Raw genomic sequence first — 13,441 nt, 5'->3', positions numbered from 1 at the left:
TTCCGATCCATCCGCCCGCAAGACGAGGCCAGCATGTCCCTACGCAGTTCCGCTACAACCCGAGCCAAGCCTGCCATTCGCGGCAAGACCGTTGCCGATACAGCGTCCACGTCCACGTCCACGGCCGCGACCGCGGCCGGATCCCAGGAGGGCGACATGGAGCGTCGCATTTGCGAGGCAGTGTATGAAAGCGTGATGAGCCAGCGGCTGACGCCCGGAACGAAATTGCCCGAGGCGGCCATCTGCGAACTGTTCGGAGTGCCGCGCTCGGTGGCGCGCAAGGCCTTGCAGCGATTGGCGCACGAGCACGTCGTGGACTTGCATCACAATCGGGGCGCCGTGGTGGCAGAACCGACCCCGGAAGACACACGACAAATCTTCCAGGCGCGACGCGCGCTGGAAGCGGCGCTTGTCCCCCTTGCTGCCGCTCGCGCCACCAAGACCGACTATGCGTCTTTGCGCAAGCAATTGCGGGAGGAACATGCCTTGCTGCACCGCGCGGGCCAGCCGGCTTGGGCACGCCAGGCCAGCGCCTTCCACCTGCGGTTGGGCGAGCTGTCCGGCAACGCCATCCTGCAAGGCTACCTGGCGGAGCTTGTGTCGCGGTGTTCGCTCATCGTGGCGTTGTACGAGCCGCCCGGCAATGCCGCGTGCGAACATGGCGAGCACGTACAGATCGTCGATCTGATGGAGAGCGGCGCCGTCGCCGAGGCCGTAAAGATCAATGACAACCACCTGGTGGACTTGGAACGGCGCATCAGCCTGGAGCGTCCCCAGCCCGCGCAAACCCTCGCCCAGATGCTGGGACTGGCCTGATATGGAAATCGATTTCGACGCAATTACCGAATACCAGCGCTACAAGCTCATGGCCAGCCTGATCGTGCCCAGGCCAATCGCGCTGATTACGACCCTGTCCGAAACCGGGGTGGTCAACGCGGCGCCATTCAGCATGTTCAACATGCTGGGCGAGGATCCGCCCATCGTCATGGTCAGCATCAACCGTCTGGAGGACGGCGGCCTGAAGGATACGGCGCGCAATATCGCCCGCGACAAGGAATTCGTCGTGCACCTGACCGACGAGGCGATGGCCGAAAAAATGCACCGCTGCGGCGACCGCCTTCCGGCGGACATCAGCGAGCTGGCTCATGCCGGACTGGATGCCGCGCCCAGCCATCGCGTCAGGCCGCCCCGCATTCTGCAGGCGCCGGTGGCATTCGAGTGCACGCTGTACGAAACAATGGAAACCGCCAGCCGGCAGATTTTTATCGGACAGGTGCGCTGGTTGCATGCGCGTGACGGCCTCGTCGACACGGTGTCGTGGCGGGTGCGCTTGCAGGACTACTTTCCCGTGGGACGTTTTGGCGCGAGCTTCTATGTCACCACGCGCGACCGCTATGCCATCGGCGAAAACGGCGCGCAGCCGGGAACGGTAGCCAGCACTGCCATCGACGAGATCTGAGGCGGCGTCTTCACCACACCGAGTCCTGTTCGCCCGGCGCGCGCAAATGGCGCGCGAAGCGTTGCGACAGGAATTCCACGAACGCCAGCGTCTTGGCTGGCAGGTTCAGGCGTTCGGGGTAGAGCGCGTGGATATCGGCGGCAGGCGTGCGCCAATCGGCCAGCACTACGCGCAAGCGTCCGGCGCGCAGGTGCTCGGCCGTTTCCCATTCCGATCGCATGACGATGCCGTGGCCGTCCAATGCCCATTCCAGGGCGCTCTGGCCGTCGTTGGAACTGACCGGGCCCCGTACTTTCACGGTTTCCGCGCGCGAGCCTGATTCCAGGCGCCAGGTACCGTAGGCCACGTCGTTCTCGCGCACGACGATGCAGCGGTGGCGTTGCAGGTCGCCCGGCGCGCGGGGTTCGCCATGGGTTTCCAGATATCGCGGCGATGCGCACAACACCCGGCGGTTGGAGGCGATTTTGCGCGCGGTCAGGCGCGCGTCGGGCAGGTCGCCAAAGCGGACTGCCACGTCGAACCCTTCCTCGATCAGGTTCAACGGCCTGTCGGTCAGCCGCATCTGCACCTCTACTTCTGGATACTGGCGGACGAAGTCCGACACTGCGGGCACGATGTGGGCGCGGCCGAAACCGAAGGTCGCGTTCAGCCTCAGCAGCCCTTGGGGGCGAGCGCGGGCGCTCGACACCGAGCGTTCCAGCGCTTCCAGGTCAGCCAGGATGCGCCCGCCCTCGGCCAGGTACAGCTCGCCTTCCTGCGTGACGCTGACCCGGCGCGTAGTGCGGTTCAACAGGCGCACGCCCAGGCGCTGCTCCAGCTTGGCCAGCCGCGTGCTTACCGCGGGCGGTGTCAGCCCCAGTTCCCGGGCGGCGGCCGACAGATTGCCGTGCTTGACCACCAGCGAGAAAAAGGCGAGGTCGGATAGGGCGTCCATGCGCTTATTTATAAACCGAATTTAATAAAGCTTTATTTCGATCATTAATTATAAGAACGGGATCGGCTTATACACTGGCCCCACCACTAAAGAGCCGCCTGGCGCGGCCAAACGAGGAGACCAGGAATGAAGATCAACAAAGCGGCCGGCGCCTTGTGCGCAGCCATCGCCGCATCCTGTTGGACCCAGCCGGCCGCCGCCGACGCCTTTCCCCAGCGCGCCGTGACGCTCATCGTGCCATTCGCGCCCGGCGGCAGCGTGGACATCGCCGCGCGCCTGATTTCGGATGCCTGGGGCCGCGCCCTGGGCCAGAGCGTGGTGGTGGAAAACCGCGCTGGCGCGTCCGGCAACATCGGCATGGCCGCGGTGGCACGGGCCGAGCCCGACGGTTACACGCTGGCCGTGAACACCATGTCGCTGGCCATCAACCCCGCGTTGTTCCAGAACATGCCGTTCGACACCCGGAAGGATTTGCGTTCGGTTGGCACCATCGGGACGTCGCAGCACGTGCTCACGGTCACCAACAGCCTGCCGGTGGCCAATGTGAGCGAACTATTGGCTTATGTGCGCGCGCGCCCCGCCAACGACCTGAGCTTTGGATCCGCGGGCACGGGCAGCACCTTCCACATGGCCGCCGAGCTGTTCAAGTCGGTGTCCAAGACGCAGATTCTGCACGTGCCCTACAAGGGCGGTGGCCCGGCCATGGTGGATACGATCAGCGGCCAGGTGCAGATGAGCTTTCCGGTGCTGTCGGCGGCCAAGCCGCAAGTGGACGGCAAGAAGCTCAAGGCCTTGGGCGTGACGGGCACGACGCGTTCGCCGTTGCTGCCCGACGTGCCCACGATCGCCGAGTCCGGCCTGCCGGGCTATGAGTTCAACACCTGGTTCGTCATCAGCGCGCCGGCAGGCACGCCCCAGCCCGTGATCGACACCTTGAACGCCAGGCTCGAACAGGCCTTGCGTTCGCCGGAACTCGCGCAGCGCATGGGCAAGGAAGGTTTTGACCCGCTGATTACTTCGCCCGCCAAGACCGACGCCATGGTCGCCGACGAGATGACGCGTTGGGCGGGCATCGTCAAAGATGCCGGCATCCAGGCCAACTGATCCACAATCGAAGGACGCAAGACATGCCCGGCATGACGTTGTACGACAAACTGGTGGCCAGCCATGAGGTGGCCCGGATCGACGAGGAACACATCCTGCTGTACGTCGACCTGCACATCATGAACGAATACACCAGCCCGCAGGCCTTCAGCGGCCTGGCTGCGCGTGGACGCGGCGTGCTGCGTCCCGGGCAGCAGATGGCGGTGGTGGACCACATCATTCCCACGCATCCAGTGCCGGCGGCGCTGCGCGTGATCGCCGACGACGCGTCCTCGCGCCAGGCGCTCAATCTCAAGCGCAACTGCGACGAACAGGGCATTGCGCTGTTCGACACCACCGACCCGCTGCAAGGCATCGAGCATGTGATCGCGCCCGAGCATGGCATGGTGCTGCCGGGCATGGTGGTGCTGTGCGGCGATAGCCACACCACGACCTATGGCGCGCTGGGTGCTTTGGGCTTTGGCATCGGAACGTCCGAAGTCGAGCACATCCTGGCCACGCAGACGCTCGTGTACCGGGTGGCGCGCAATATGCGTATCCGCGTGGACGGCAGGCTTCCGGCAGGCGTGACGGCCAAGGACCTGGTGATTTGCATCGTGCATCGCATCGGCGCGCAGGGCGCGCGCGGACACGCGGTGGAGTTCTGCGGCGAAGCGATAGCGGCGCTGTCCGCCGAGGCCCGCATGACCCTGTGCAACATGACAGTGGAGGCGGGCGCGCGCGCCGCGCTGATCGCGCCGGACGCCACTACCGAAGCCTATGTCGCCGCGCATGCGCCGGAACTGCGTGGCGAGATGCTGGAGCAGGCGCGCGCCTATTGGGCCACGCTGCGGTCGGACGAGAATGCCGTGTTCGACGCCGAACACGTGCTGGACGCCGCCGCGATGGCGCCTTTCGTCACCTGGGGCACCAGCCCGGACCAGGCCATGCCGGTGGACGGCGTGGTGCCGGATCCGCAGGCCGAGCCCGATGCACTGGCTCGCCTGGCGCTTGAAAAAGCCATGGACTACATCGGCCTGGTGCCCGGCATGCCGATAGCCGGGCTGCCGATAGACCGCGTGTTCATCGGCTCGTGCACCAACGGGCGCATCGAGGACCTGCGCGCGGTGGCGGCGGTGGTGCGCGGGCGCAAGGTCGCCGCGGGCGTTCGGGCCATGGTGGTGCCGGGGTCGGGGGCGGTGCGCGCACAGGCTGAGGCCGAGGGCGTCGCGGCGACCCTGATCGAGGCGGGTTTTGAATGGCGCCAGCCGGGCTGTTCCATGTGCCTGGCCATGAACGACGACGTGCTGAGTCCCGGCGAGCGCTGCGCCTCGACCACCAACCGCAATTTCGAAGGCCGGCAGGGGCGGGCGGGCCGTACCCACCTGATGTCGCCGGCCATGGCCGCCGCCGCTGCGCTAACTGGCCGCATCGTCGACGTCCGCGCCTTGGAGCAATACGCATGACCGCAACGATTGATGGCGTCGCCGCGCCGCTGCCTTTTTCCAATCTGGACACCGACCAGATCATGCCCAAGCAGTTCCTGCGCATCGTCGACAAGGCGGGGCTGGACTGCGGCCTGCTGCATGATCTGCGCTTTGACGAGGGGGGCATGCCCAGGCCCGATTTCGTGCTGAACCAGCCCGCCTATGCCGGCGCATCCATCGTGGTGGCGGGTCCGAACTTCGGCTGCGGCTCCAGCCGCGAGCATGCGGTGTGGGGTCTGCAGCAATTCGGCATCCGCGCGGTGATCGCGCCCAGTTTCGGCGAGATCTTCTACTTCAATGCGGTCAACAATGGCCTGCTGTTGATCAGTCTGGCGCCGGCGGAGATCGACGCCCTGCTCGCCAGGGTGTCCAATACGGCCACCCACCGCGTCAGCATCGACGTGGCCGCCGGACGCGTCGTTGCTGCGGACGGCTGGGAGGCGGGGTTCACGCTGCCTGAGCGGCACCGCCGCATGTATATGCAAGGGCAAGACATGGTGGGCGCATCATTGCAGCAGCTGGACGAGGTGGAGCGTTTCGAGGCCCGCCATTGGGCGCGGCATCCCTGGATGAAAGACTTGGCGCGGCGCGTGCGCGACCGCCTGGACCGAGAGACCCTATGACCGCATTCTTCGACTTGCCCGTGCGCCGCTTCAAAGCCAACGGCATAGAGATTGCCGCGCGCGTCGGCGGTTCGGGCCCGCCGCTCCTGTTGCTGCACGGCCATCCCCAGACCCACGCCATCTGGCACCGGGTCTGGCCGGCGTTGACGCGCCACCGCACCTGCGTGGCAGCGGACCTGCGCGGCTACGGAGACAGCGACAAGCCGGCCGCGTCGGCGGACCATGCAGCCCATTCCAAGCGCGAGATGGCGGCCGACATGGTCGGACTGATGCGCGCCCTGGGACACGAGCGTTTCGAGGTGCTGGCTCATGACCGCGGCGCGCGGGTGGCGCACCGGCTGGCGCTGGATCATCCCGCAGCCGTCAGCCGCATGATGCTGCTGGATATCGCGCCCACGCTGGACATGTACGAAGGCACCACGCGCGCCTTCGCGCAGGCGTATTTCCACTGGTTCTGGCTGATCCAGCCGGCGCCGCTGCCCGAAACCATGATCGAGCGCGACCCGGTGTTCTACCTGCGATCCGTCATGGGCGGGCGGCCTGGCGGACTGGCGCATTTTTCCGCCGAAGCCATGGCGGAGTACGAACGCACCGCGCGCCTGCCCGGCTGGGCCACCGGCATCTGCGAAGACTATCGCGCTTCCGCCACCCTGGACCTGGAGCACGACCGAGCCGGCCGGGCGGCAGGCGAGCGTCTGCGCCTGCCGTTGCGCGTCTTGTGGGGCGAGCGGGGGGCGGTAGGCCGGAATTTCGATGTGCTGGGATTGTGGCGGCGGATTGCCGATGAGGTTTCCGGCGGGCCGCTGCCGGGCGCGCACTATCTGGCGGAAGAATGTCCCGACGCATTGCTGGAACAGGCCGGGGAGTTCTTCGGCTGGCGCCAGGAGCCGCGAGATCCGCCTATGCGGCCTTTCCCCGGGTAACGGCGGCGTCTAGCATCCCGGACGCGGGCAGGCGGCCAAGTCCGGGCGAGACATAGGGCTTTCCAAAAGGGGACATACCGCGGGTGTTACTCTTCACCCGATGAATCAGTACCATGTCGACCTTTCCAAACTGCCCGAAGCCGAAGACGCGCAACGCGCCTTCAAGGCGTCCGATTCGCCTTGCGTGGCGGTTTGTTCCACGCTGTTTGACGATATCTGCCGCGGCTGCGGCCGTACGGCCATGGAAGTCGCCAACTGGGTATTCATGACGGAAGCGGAAAAGCGCGAGGTCTGGGTGCGCATCACGGCGCAAGGGTATCCCCGCCGCAACAATTAGGGCCAGGGCGTATAGGGCGAGCCCGACGCGGGCCGTCGTCTTGGGCATGTCACATAGCGCGGGCTAAATCGCGCTTGTCGCCCACTTCCGGCTCCATCATGCGCATCGTCCTCGTCACGGATGCCTGGCATCCGCAAGTCAATGGCGTCGTCCGCACCTGGACGACCATGCAGCAGATCCTTGGCGAATGGGGCCACGAGCTGATCGTGGTGAACCCGCAGGGCAGCCGCACCGTTCCCGCGCCCTCCGAACCGGACCTGCGCCTGTGCCTGCAGCCCGGAAGGCAATTGCGCCGCATCCTGGGCGACATCGTGCCCGACGCCCTGCATATCGCCACCGAGGGCCCGCTGGGGCTCGCCGCGCGCCGCATGGCGCTGGCGCGCGGCTGGCGCTTCACGACCTCGTTTCACACCATGTTTCCCGACTACCTGCAGGCGCGCATGGGCATCCCGGCGGCCTTGCCCTGGCGCTACCTGCGCTGGTTCCACCGGCCTTCGCAACGCGTGCTCGTGCCTACTCCCACGGTGCGCGACGTGCTCGCGCGGCGCGGATTGGCGAACCTGCGGATCTGGTCGCGCGGCGTGGACCCGCGCAAGTTCCAGCCGGGCGCCGGCCAGGCCTTTCCGGACTTGCCACGTCCTGTGTTCTTGAGCGTGGGGCGCGTGGCGCGCGAAAAGAACCTGGACGCCTTTCTGTCGCTGGACCTGCCGGGCAGCAAGGTGGTGGTCGGGGCCGGGCCGGATGAAGCGCGGCTGAAGAAGCGCTTTCCCGGCGCCATCTTCCTGGGCATGCGACACGACGAGGCCCTGCCTGCGCTCTACGGATCCGCCGACGCTTTTGTATTTCCCAGCCTGACGGACACTTTCGGACTGGTCATGCTGGAGGCCATGGCCTGCGGCACGCCGGTGGCGGCCTTCCGCAGCGAAGCGCCCCTGGCGGTGGTTACCCAGGGCGTCACCGGTTTCCTGGACGAGGACCTGGCCCATGCCTGCCGCGCGGCCTTGTCGCTGGACAGGCACGCGGTGCGTGGGCTTGCACTGACCCGCAGCTGGGACTCGGTTGCGTCCGGGCTGCTGGCTGCACTGGTGCCCTTGGACGGGAGCGCTCGTGGCGCCGGGCACGACGAGGTGCCAGGCGCACCGGAAGGGAGCGGGCTGCCGGGACGCTCGCCGGCCGAAATGCCCGCCAGGGAGCCAGGGGTTTGATCCCTGACGCGCGGTTCCCGGGTACAATGCCCGGCAATCCTGAGGAGCGTTGCGACGACCCTGCGGTTCCCGCCAGCCAGCCTGGCAAGCGGAACCAGGCTCGCCAGGCTCAGGAATCCTTGTTCAAGCGGCGCGCCTTGCGCGGCGCTACAGCAACGGCGCTCACCTTTGTCGCATATGGCGGGAAAGGCGAGCACTCGACTGTCGTGGTGTCTTCGCGTGTCCGGCCATATCCTGCGCCGTTCGTATTTCACGTGGAGCCTACACACCATGAACGCTGTGACCGATAAATCCTTCTCCGACTACCTCGTCGCCGATATGTCGCTGGCCGGCTGGGGCCGCCGCGAACTCGCCATCGCCGAAACCGAAATGCCCGGCCTGATGGCCATCCGCGAGGAATTCGCCGCCAAGCAGCCGCTCAAGGGCGCGCGCATCGCCGGCAGCCTGCACATGACCATCCAGACCGGCGTGCTGATCGAAACGCTGGTGGCGCTGGGCGCTGAAGTGCGCTGGGCCTCGTGCAACATCTTCTCCACGCAGGACCACGCCGCCGCGGCCATCGCCGCGTCGGGCACGCCGGTCTTCGCCGTCAAGGGCGAGACGCTGGAAGAATACTGGCAGTACACCCACAAGATCTTCGAATGGCCCAATGGCGAAAACGCCAACATGATCCTCGACGACGGCGGCGATGCCACCTTGATGCTGCACCTGGGCACCAAGGCCGAGAAGGACATCTCGGTGCTGGCCAACCCGGGCAGCGACGAAGAGCGCATCCTGTTTGCCACCATCAAGGAAACGCTCAAGCGCGATCCCAAGTGGTATTCGACCCGCCTGGCCCTGATCAAGGGCGTGACGGAGGAAACCACCACCGGCGTGCATCGTCTCTACCAGATGTCGCAAAAGGGTGAGCTGGCCTTTGCCGCCATCAACGTCAACGACTCGGTCACCAAGTCCAAGTTCGACAACCTGTACGGCTGCCGCGAATCGCTGGTTGACGGCATCAAGCGCGCCACCGACGTGATGGTCGCTGGCAAGATCGCCGTGGTGGCCGGATACGGCGACGTGGGCAAGGGCTGCGCCCAGGCGCTGGCCGCGTTGCGCGCCCAGGTCTGGGTCACCGAAGTCGATCCGATCTGCGCCCTGCAGGCCGCCATGGAAGGCTTCAAGGTCGTGACCATGGAAGACGCCGCCGCGCATGGCGATATCTTCGTCACCGCTACCGGCAACTACCACGTCATCACGCGCGAGCACATGAACGCCATGAAGGATCAGGCCATCGTGTGCAACATCGGCCACTTCGACAACGAAATCGACGTCGCCAGCCTGGCCGACTGCAAGTGGGAAGAGATCAAGCCGCAAGTCGACCACGTCATCTTCCCGGACGGCAAGCGCATCATCCTGCTGGCCCAGGGCCGCCTGGTGAACCTGGGTTGCGCCACCGGCCACCCGTCGTTCGTGATGTCGTCGTCGTTCGCCAACCAGACGATCGCCCAGATCGAGCTGTTCACGCGCAACGAAGCGTACACGTCCGGCCAGGTCTACGTGCTGCCCAAGCACCTGGACGAGAAGGTCGCCCGCCTGCACTTGAAGAAGCTGGGCGTCAAGCTGACGACCCTGCGCAAGGATCAGGCCGACTACATCAACGTGCCCGTGGAAGGCCCCTACAAGCCCGAACACTACCGCTATTGATGGTTGTAGCAAAATAGGGAGGTGCCGCGCCATGTCGGCGCGGGCTTTCCGGTCTGCGGGATCCCTGTCGCGATTGCATCGCCGCGGCAGGGCCGACGGACTCACAACAGGAGGTCGAACATGGCATTGATACTCGTCTGGATCCTGAACGCGGTGGCCTTGCTGGCCGTTGCCTACCTGCTCCCCGGCATTACCGTGGCCAGCTTCGGATCGGCGCTTATCGCCGCGCTGGTGCTGGGCTTGGTGAACATGCTGGTCAAGCCGGTGCTGGTGCTGCTGACGCTGCCCATCACGATCGTCACTCTCGGTCTCTTCCTCATCGTCATCAACGCTTTGTTGTTCTGGTTCGTCGGCTCCGTGCTGAAGGGCTTCCAGGTCAACGGGTTCTGGTGGGCCGTGGGTGGTGCGATCCTGTACAGCATCATCTCTGGCCTGCTGACCAAGCTGATTCCCTGAATGTAGTTAGGGCTCCCCCCGAAGCGCTGCGCGCTCCCCCCTCCAGGGGGCATGCCAGCGGACCGGCAAAGCCGGCTCCGCGGCATCCCGATGGGGAGGAGCCCGTTACATGCGATGCGCGTAGCGCCATGGATAACTGATAATGTCCGATTCGATTTCTCCAGCATTCAGTCTGGAATTCTTTCCCCCGCGCGACCTGGCTGGCCAAGAGCGGCTGGTGCGAGCAGCCAAGCAGATGCTGGCCATCCAGCCCAAGTACGTCAGCGTGACCTTCGGCGCGGGCGGTTCCACCCGTGCCGGCACCGCGGATGCCGTGCGCACGCTGCGCAACCTGGGCTGCGAGGCGGCGCCGCACCTGTCATGCGTGGGCGCCAGCCGCCAGGACCTGCGGGATATCCTCCAAGCCTATAAGAACGATGGCGTGCGGCGCGTGGTGGCCCTGCGCGGCGACCTGCCCTCGGGCATGGGCGGCGATGCCGGGGAACTGCGCTACGCCAATGAACTGGTGTCGTTCATCCGCGAGGAAACGGGCGATTGGTTCCACATCGAAGTGGCGGCCTATCCCGAGATGCATCCCCAGGCGCTGAATCCCTCGGCGGACCTGGACCATTTCGTGAACAAGGTGAAGGCTGGCGCCGACGCTGCGATCACGCAGTACTTTTTCAATGCCGACGCCTATTTCGACTTTGTCGACCGGGCGCAGGCCAAGGGCGTGAACGTGCCTATCGTGCCAGGCATCATGCCCATCACGAATCACACGCAGTTGCTGCGCTTCTCTGAAATGTGCGGCGCGGAAGTGCCGCGCTGGATCCGTCTGCGCCTGGCCGAATTCGGCGACAACAAGGCCTCCATCCGCGCCTTCGGGGTGGATGTGGTGACCGAGCTGTGCCAGACGCTGCTGGACAACGGCGCGCCGGGCCTGCACTTCTACACCTTGAACCACGCGGAAGCGCCGATGGCCGTGTGGAAGGAACTGTCGTTGCAAGCCTGACGGCAACGCGCCTGCATGGCGCGGTAGCGGCCAAGCCCACCCTTGCGGGTGGGCTTTTCTTTGGATCCGCGCCGGCCGTTTATTCCGGCTGGATACCGGCTTGGCGGATCTGCTGGCCCCAGGCGTCATACTGGGCGCGCACGAATTGCTGCAAAGGGTCTCCCGTGGCCAGATCAGGCTCCATGCCCATGGCCCGCAGCTTTTCCTGGACGGCTGGCTCACGCATCGTCGCGGTCAGCTGTTCCGACCACCATCTTGCGGCTTCGGGAGCGAGGCCCGCGGGGCCGGCCACGCCGATCCATCCGGTCAGGTCCAGGCTGCCCATGCCCAGCTCCTGGGCTGTCGGGACGGCGGGCAGGATGGTGGAGCGCTTGCTGGATACCAGGGCTACGGCGTTCAAGTTACCCGCGCGGATCTGCGGCAGGACGGCGCCGAGATCGGCGGCCACGAAATCGATGCGTCCACCCAGCAGGTCGGTCACTGCGGCCGGCTGGCCCTTGTAGGGCACGCCCAGCACGTCCGCACCCGCAGCGCGGCTGAAGGCCGCGGCCACGACCTGGCCCGTGCCCGAACCGTAGCCGCTGGTGACCGCGTTAGGCTTGGCCTTGGCCGCCGCCACCAATTGGCGCGCATCTCCATGCTGGCCGGCGGCGCGCGTAACGATGACCACGTCGAAGCGGACCACGCGTCCAACCTGGGTGAAATCCTTCATCGCGTCGTAGCGCTGGAAAGCTTTGGACAGATACGGACCGGACGAACTGGTGGCGCTGGAGCTCGGCATCATGGTGTAGCCGTCTGGCGCGGCCCGCGCCACGGTGTCCACGCCCAGCACGCCGAGCGCGCCGGGCTTGTTTTCGACGATGATCTGCGCGCCGCTGCGGGTGCGGATATCGTCGAGCACCACGCGCGAAACGTTGTCGATGGTGCTGCCGGCGGGAAAGCCGACGACGAAGTGGATGGGCTTATCCGCCTGCGGGTAGCTCGACGCGCCCGAGCTGGCTGCGCCGGCCAGCGCGGGCAGACAGAGCGTAGCGGCGATCAAGGCGGATTGGATATTGTTTTTCATGGTTGTCTCCTCGTGCTTGGAACCGGGACTCAGGACGCCCGGCCGGCCTGGGCTTCCGCCAGGATCTCGGCCGTGTGTTCGCCCAGTCCGGGCGGGTGCCGCCGGATTTCGGCGGGCGTGCGGCTGAAGCTGACGGGCAGGCCCGCCTGGATCAGGCGCCCTTCGGTGGGGTGCTCGGATTCATGCCAAAAACCCGTGGCGCGCAAGTGCGGGTCGGCCAGCAACTCCTCGAAGTCGTTGACCGGCGCATACGGAATGTCGACGGTAGCCAGCAGCTCGGTCCATTCTGCGGTGGTGCGCTCGCGCAGCACCCTTTCCACGTAGCTGTACAGCTCGGGGAAATGCTTGCTGCGGCTGTTGAGCGTCAGGTAGCGCGGATCCTGCGCCATCTCGGGATTGCCGGCCAGCGCAAAGAAGCGTTGCCACTGCGGCGTGGTGTAGGGCACCACGCTCATGTAGCCGTCGCGCGTGCGGAAAGGGCGCCGGTACTCATTGAGCAGGCGCGAGTAACCCGCCGGGCCTTCAGGCGGCACGAAGGTCAGTCCGGCCAGGTGCTCCGGCGCCAGGAAGGCCACCATGCACTCAAACATCGGCACTTCCACGGCCTGGCCGCCCGCGCCGCGTTCGCGGGCCAGCAGGGCGCTGGTGACGGCGTTGGCGACGTACAGCGCCACCACCTTGTCGGCAACCACGGAGTTGACGTAGCGCGGCGCGTCCGCGCCCGCGCCGCCCTGCAGCCATGCCATGCCGGAGGCCGCCTGGATGGTGTCGTCGATGGCGGCGCGTCCGGCATAGGGGCCTTGCTCCGAATAGCCATAGCAGGCGCAATAGACCAGCTGCGGAAAGCGCGGCTGCAGCGTCGCGTAATCCAGGCCCAGGCGGCGCATCGCCGGGGCGCGCATATTGGAAATAAAGACATCGGCGCCGCCGATCAGCGCGTCCAGCTGGGCGCGGCCTTCGGTGGTCTTGGCGTCGATCACCGCGCTGCGCTTGTTGCGATTCAGGTTCAGATGGGTATGGCTCATGGCGGCGTGGCGCTGGGGCGTGACGTGGCGGAACACGTCGCCCTCGGCGGATTCCACCTTGATCACGTCGGCGCCCATATCGCCCAGCATCTGGGTGGCCATGGGCCCCATGCCGACGCTGGTCATGTCGACGACGCGTATGCCGTGCAGTGGTCCGGGCATG

At 66.2% G+C, this 13,441-nt stretch carries 14 protein-coding genes and 1 riboswitch; of the genes, 11 read left to right on the top strand and 3 right to left on the bottom strand.

Going from position 1 to position 13,441, the window contains the following annotated elements:
- Nucleotides 1–33: 33 nt before the first annotated feature.
- Together CEY08_RS20880 and CEY08_RS20875 are read left to right on the top strand one after the other, a co-directional pair.
- The gene (locus tag CEY08_RS20880) at nucleotides 34–816 is read left to right on the top strand and encodes a GntR family transcriptional regulator (protein ID WP_076816711.1); all 783 of its coding nucleotides are present in this window, start codon (nucleotides 34–36) and stop codon (nucleotides 814–816) included.
- A 1-nt stretch (nucleotide 817) separates the two neighbouring features.
- Nucleotides 818–1,459 carry a flavin reductase family protein gene (locus tag CEY08_RS20875; RefSeq protein WP_042796031.1) on the top strand — a complete coding sequence of 214 codons (642 nt, stop codon included), beginning with the start codon at nucleotides 818–820 and terminating at the stop codon, nucleotides 1,457–1,459.
- 10 nt (nucleotides 1,460–1,469) lie between these two features.
- Here the strand turns inward: CEY08_RS20875 and CEY08_RS20870 are convergent, their stop codons facing one another.
- Complete coding sequence (locus tag CEY08_RS20870) at nucleotides 1,470–2,393, bottom strand: LysR family transcriptional regulator (protein ID WP_042796033.1); 924 nt, start codon at nucleotides 2,391–2,393, stop codon at nucleotides 1,470–1,472.
- Between the two features lie 126 nt (nucleotides 2,394–2,519).
- Here CEY08_RS20870 and CEY08_RS20865 point away from each other — a divergent pair, with 126 nt between their 5' ends.
- The 9 genes from CEY08_RS20865 (at nucleotide 2,520) to metF (ending at nucleotide 11,187) form a co-directional block, all read left to right on the top strand.
- On the top strand, nucleotides 2,520–3,497 hold the full coding sequence (locus CEY08_RS20865) for a tripartite tricarboxylate transporter substrate binding protein (RefSeq protein WP_076816709.1): 978 nt from the start codon (nucleotides 2,520–2,522) through the stop codon (nucleotides 3,495–3,497).
- A 23-nt stretch (nucleotides 3,498–3,520) separates the two neighbouring features.
- Nucleotides 3,521–4,942: a 3-isopropylmalate dehydratase large subunit gene (gene leuC / locus CEY08_RS20860; protein ID WP_063641450.1), complete on the top strand. Its 1,422-nt coding sequence runs from the start codon at nucleotides 3,521–3,523 to the stop codon at nucleotides 4,940–4,942.
- Nucleotides 4,939–5,586: a 3-isopropylmalate dehydratase small subunit gene (gene leuD, locus CEY08_RS20855; protein WP_076816706.1), complete on the top strand. Its 648-nt coding sequence runs from the start codon at nucleotides 4,939–4,941 to the stop codon at nucleotides 5,584–5,586. The genes leuC and leuD overlap by 4 nt, the downstream gene beginning before the upstream one ends.
- On the top strand, nucleotides 5,583–6,509 hold the full coding sequence (locus CEY08_RS20850; RefSeq protein ID WP_088607782.1) for an alpha/beta hydrolase: 927 nt from the start codon (nucleotides 5,583–5,585) through the stop codon (nucleotides 6,507–6,509). Before leuD ends, CEY08_RS20850 begins: the two co-directional genes overlap by 4 nt.
- A 100-nt stretch (nucleotides 6,510–6,609) precedes the next feature.
- Nucleotides 6,610–6,846, top strand: coding sequence for a DUF1289 domain-containing protein (locus CEY08_RS20845; RefSeq protein ID WP_042796035.1), 237 nt, complete (start codon nucleotides 6,610–6,612; stop codon nucleotides 6,844–6,846).
- A 98-nt stretch (nucleotides 6,847–6,944) separates the two neighbouring features.
- The gene (locus CEY08_RS20840; RefSeq protein WP_076816704.1) at nucleotides 6,945–8,051 is read left to right on the top strand and encodes a glycosyltransferase family 4 protein; all 1,107 of its coding nucleotides are present in this window, start codon (nucleotides 6,945–6,947) and stop codon (nucleotides 8,049–8,051) included.
- Nucleotides 8,052–8,086: 35 nt separating this feature from the next.
- Nucleotides 8,087–8,222, top strand: a riboswitch (S-adenosyl-L-homocysteine riboswitch).
- A 99-nt stretch (nucleotides 8,223–8,321) separates the two neighbouring features.
- Nucleotides 8,322–9,740: an adenosylhomocysteinase gene (gene ahcY, locus CEY08_RS20835; RefSeq protein WP_042796036.1), complete on the top strand. Its 1,419-nt coding sequence runs from the start codon at nucleotides 8,322–8,324 to the stop codon at nucleotides 9,738–9,740.
- 120 nt (nucleotides 9,741–9,860) lie between these two features.
- Complete coding sequence (locus CEY08_RS20830; protein WP_006389784.1) at nucleotides 9,861–10,196, top strand: phage holin family protein; 336 nt, start codon at nucleotides 9,861–9,863, stop codon at nucleotides 10,194–10,196.
- Nucleotides 10,197–10,338: 142 nt separating this feature from the next.
- Nucleotides 10,339–11,187: a methylenetetrahydrofolate reductase [NAD(P)H] gene (gene metF / locus CEY08_RS20825; RefSeq protein ID WP_088607781.1), complete on the top strand. Its 849-nt coding sequence runs from the start codon at nucleotides 10,339–10,341 to the stop codon at nucleotides 11,185–11,187.
- A 79-nt stretch (nucleotides 11,188–11,266) separates the two neighbouring features.
- On the opposite strand, the gene CEY08_RS20820 is transcribed toward metF, so the two are convergent.
- A complete protein-coding gene (locus tag CEY08_RS20820; RefSeq protein ID WP_076816702.1) occupies nucleotides 11,267–12,253 on the bottom strand; it encodes a Bug family tripartite tricarboxylate transporter substrate binding protein in 987 nt (328 codons plus the stop codon).
- Nucleotides 12,254–12,282: 29 nt separating this feature from the next.
- Nucleotides 12,283–13,440, bottom strand: coding sequence for a CaiB/BaiF CoA transferase family protein (locus CEY08_RS20815; RefSeq protein WP_076816699.1), 1,158 nt, complete (start codon nucleotides 13,438–13,440; stop codon nucleotides 12,283–12,285).
- Nucleotide 13,441 lies beyond the last annotated feature (1 nt).

It is taken from the genome of Achromobacter insolitus (assembly GCF_002209555.1).
In the GTDB taxonomy this organism is placed as follows: Bacteria; Pseudomonadota; Gammaproteobacteria; order Burkholderiales; family Burkholderiaceae_B; genus Achromobacter; species Achromobacter insolitus.
This window is presented reverse-complemented; position numbering and strand designations above follow the sequence as displayed.

What these genes read in the sequence shown, in the direction of transcription:
- CEY08_RS20880 (WP_076816711.1), top strand. Translation starts at nt 34, where the DNA reads ATGTCCCTACGCAGTTCCGCTACAACCCGAGCCAAGCCTGCCATTCGC.
- CEY08_RS20875 (WP_042796031.1), top strand. Translation starts at nt 818, where the DNA reads ATGGAAATCGATTTCGACGCAATTACCGAATACCAGCGCTACAAGCTC.
- CEY08_RS20870 (WP_042796033.1), bottom strand. Translation starts at nt 2,393, where the DNA reads ATGGACGCCCTATCCGACCTCGCCTTTTTCTCGCTGGTGGTCAAGCAC.
- CEY08_RS20865 (WP_076816709.1), top strand. Translation starts at nt 2,520, where the DNA reads ATGAAGATCAACAAAGCGGCCGGCGCCTTGTGCGCAGCCATCGCCGCA.
- leuC (WP_063641450.1), top strand. Translation starts at nt 3,521, where the DNA reads ATGCCCGGCATGACGTTGTACGACAAACTGGTGGCCAGCCATGAGGTG.
- leuD (WP_076816706.1), top strand. Translation starts at nt 4,939, where the DNA reads ATGACCGCAACGATTGATGGCGTCGCCGCGCCGCTGCCTTTTTCCAAT.
- CEY08_RS20850 (WP_088607782.1), top strand. Translation starts at nt 5,583, where the DNA reads ATGACCGCATTCTTCGACTTGCCCGTGCGCCGCTTCAAAGCCAACGGC.
- CEY08_RS20845 (WP_042796035.1), top strand. Translation starts at nt 6,610, where the DNA reads ATGAATCAGTACCATGTCGACCTTTCCAAACTGCCCGAAGCCGAAGAC.
- CEY08_RS20840 (WP_076816704.1), top strand. Translation starts at nt 6,945, where the DNA reads ATGCGCATCGTCCTCGTCACGGATGCCTGGCATCCGCAAGTCAATGGC.
- ahcY (WP_042796036.1), top strand. Translation starts at nt 8,322, where the DNA reads ATGAACGCTGTGACCGATAAATCCTTCTCCGACTACCTCGTCGCCGAT.
- CEY08_RS20830 (WP_006389784.1), top strand. Translation starts at nt 9,861, where the DNA reads ATGGCATTGATACTCGTCTGGATCCTGAACGCGGTGGCCTTGCTGGCC.
- metF (WP_088607781.1), top strand. Translation starts at nt 10,339, where the DNA reads ATGTCCGATTCGATTTCTCCAGCATTCAGTCTGGAATTCTTTCCCCCG.
- CEY08_RS20820 (WP_076816702.1), bottom strand. Translation starts at nt 12,253, where the DNA reads ATGAAAAACAATATCCAATCCGCCTTGATCGCCGCTACGCTCTGTCTG.
- CEY08_RS20815 (WP_076816699.1), bottom strand. Translation starts at nt 13,440, where the DNA reads ATGCCCGGACCACTGCACGGCATACGCGTCGTCGACATGACCAGCGTC.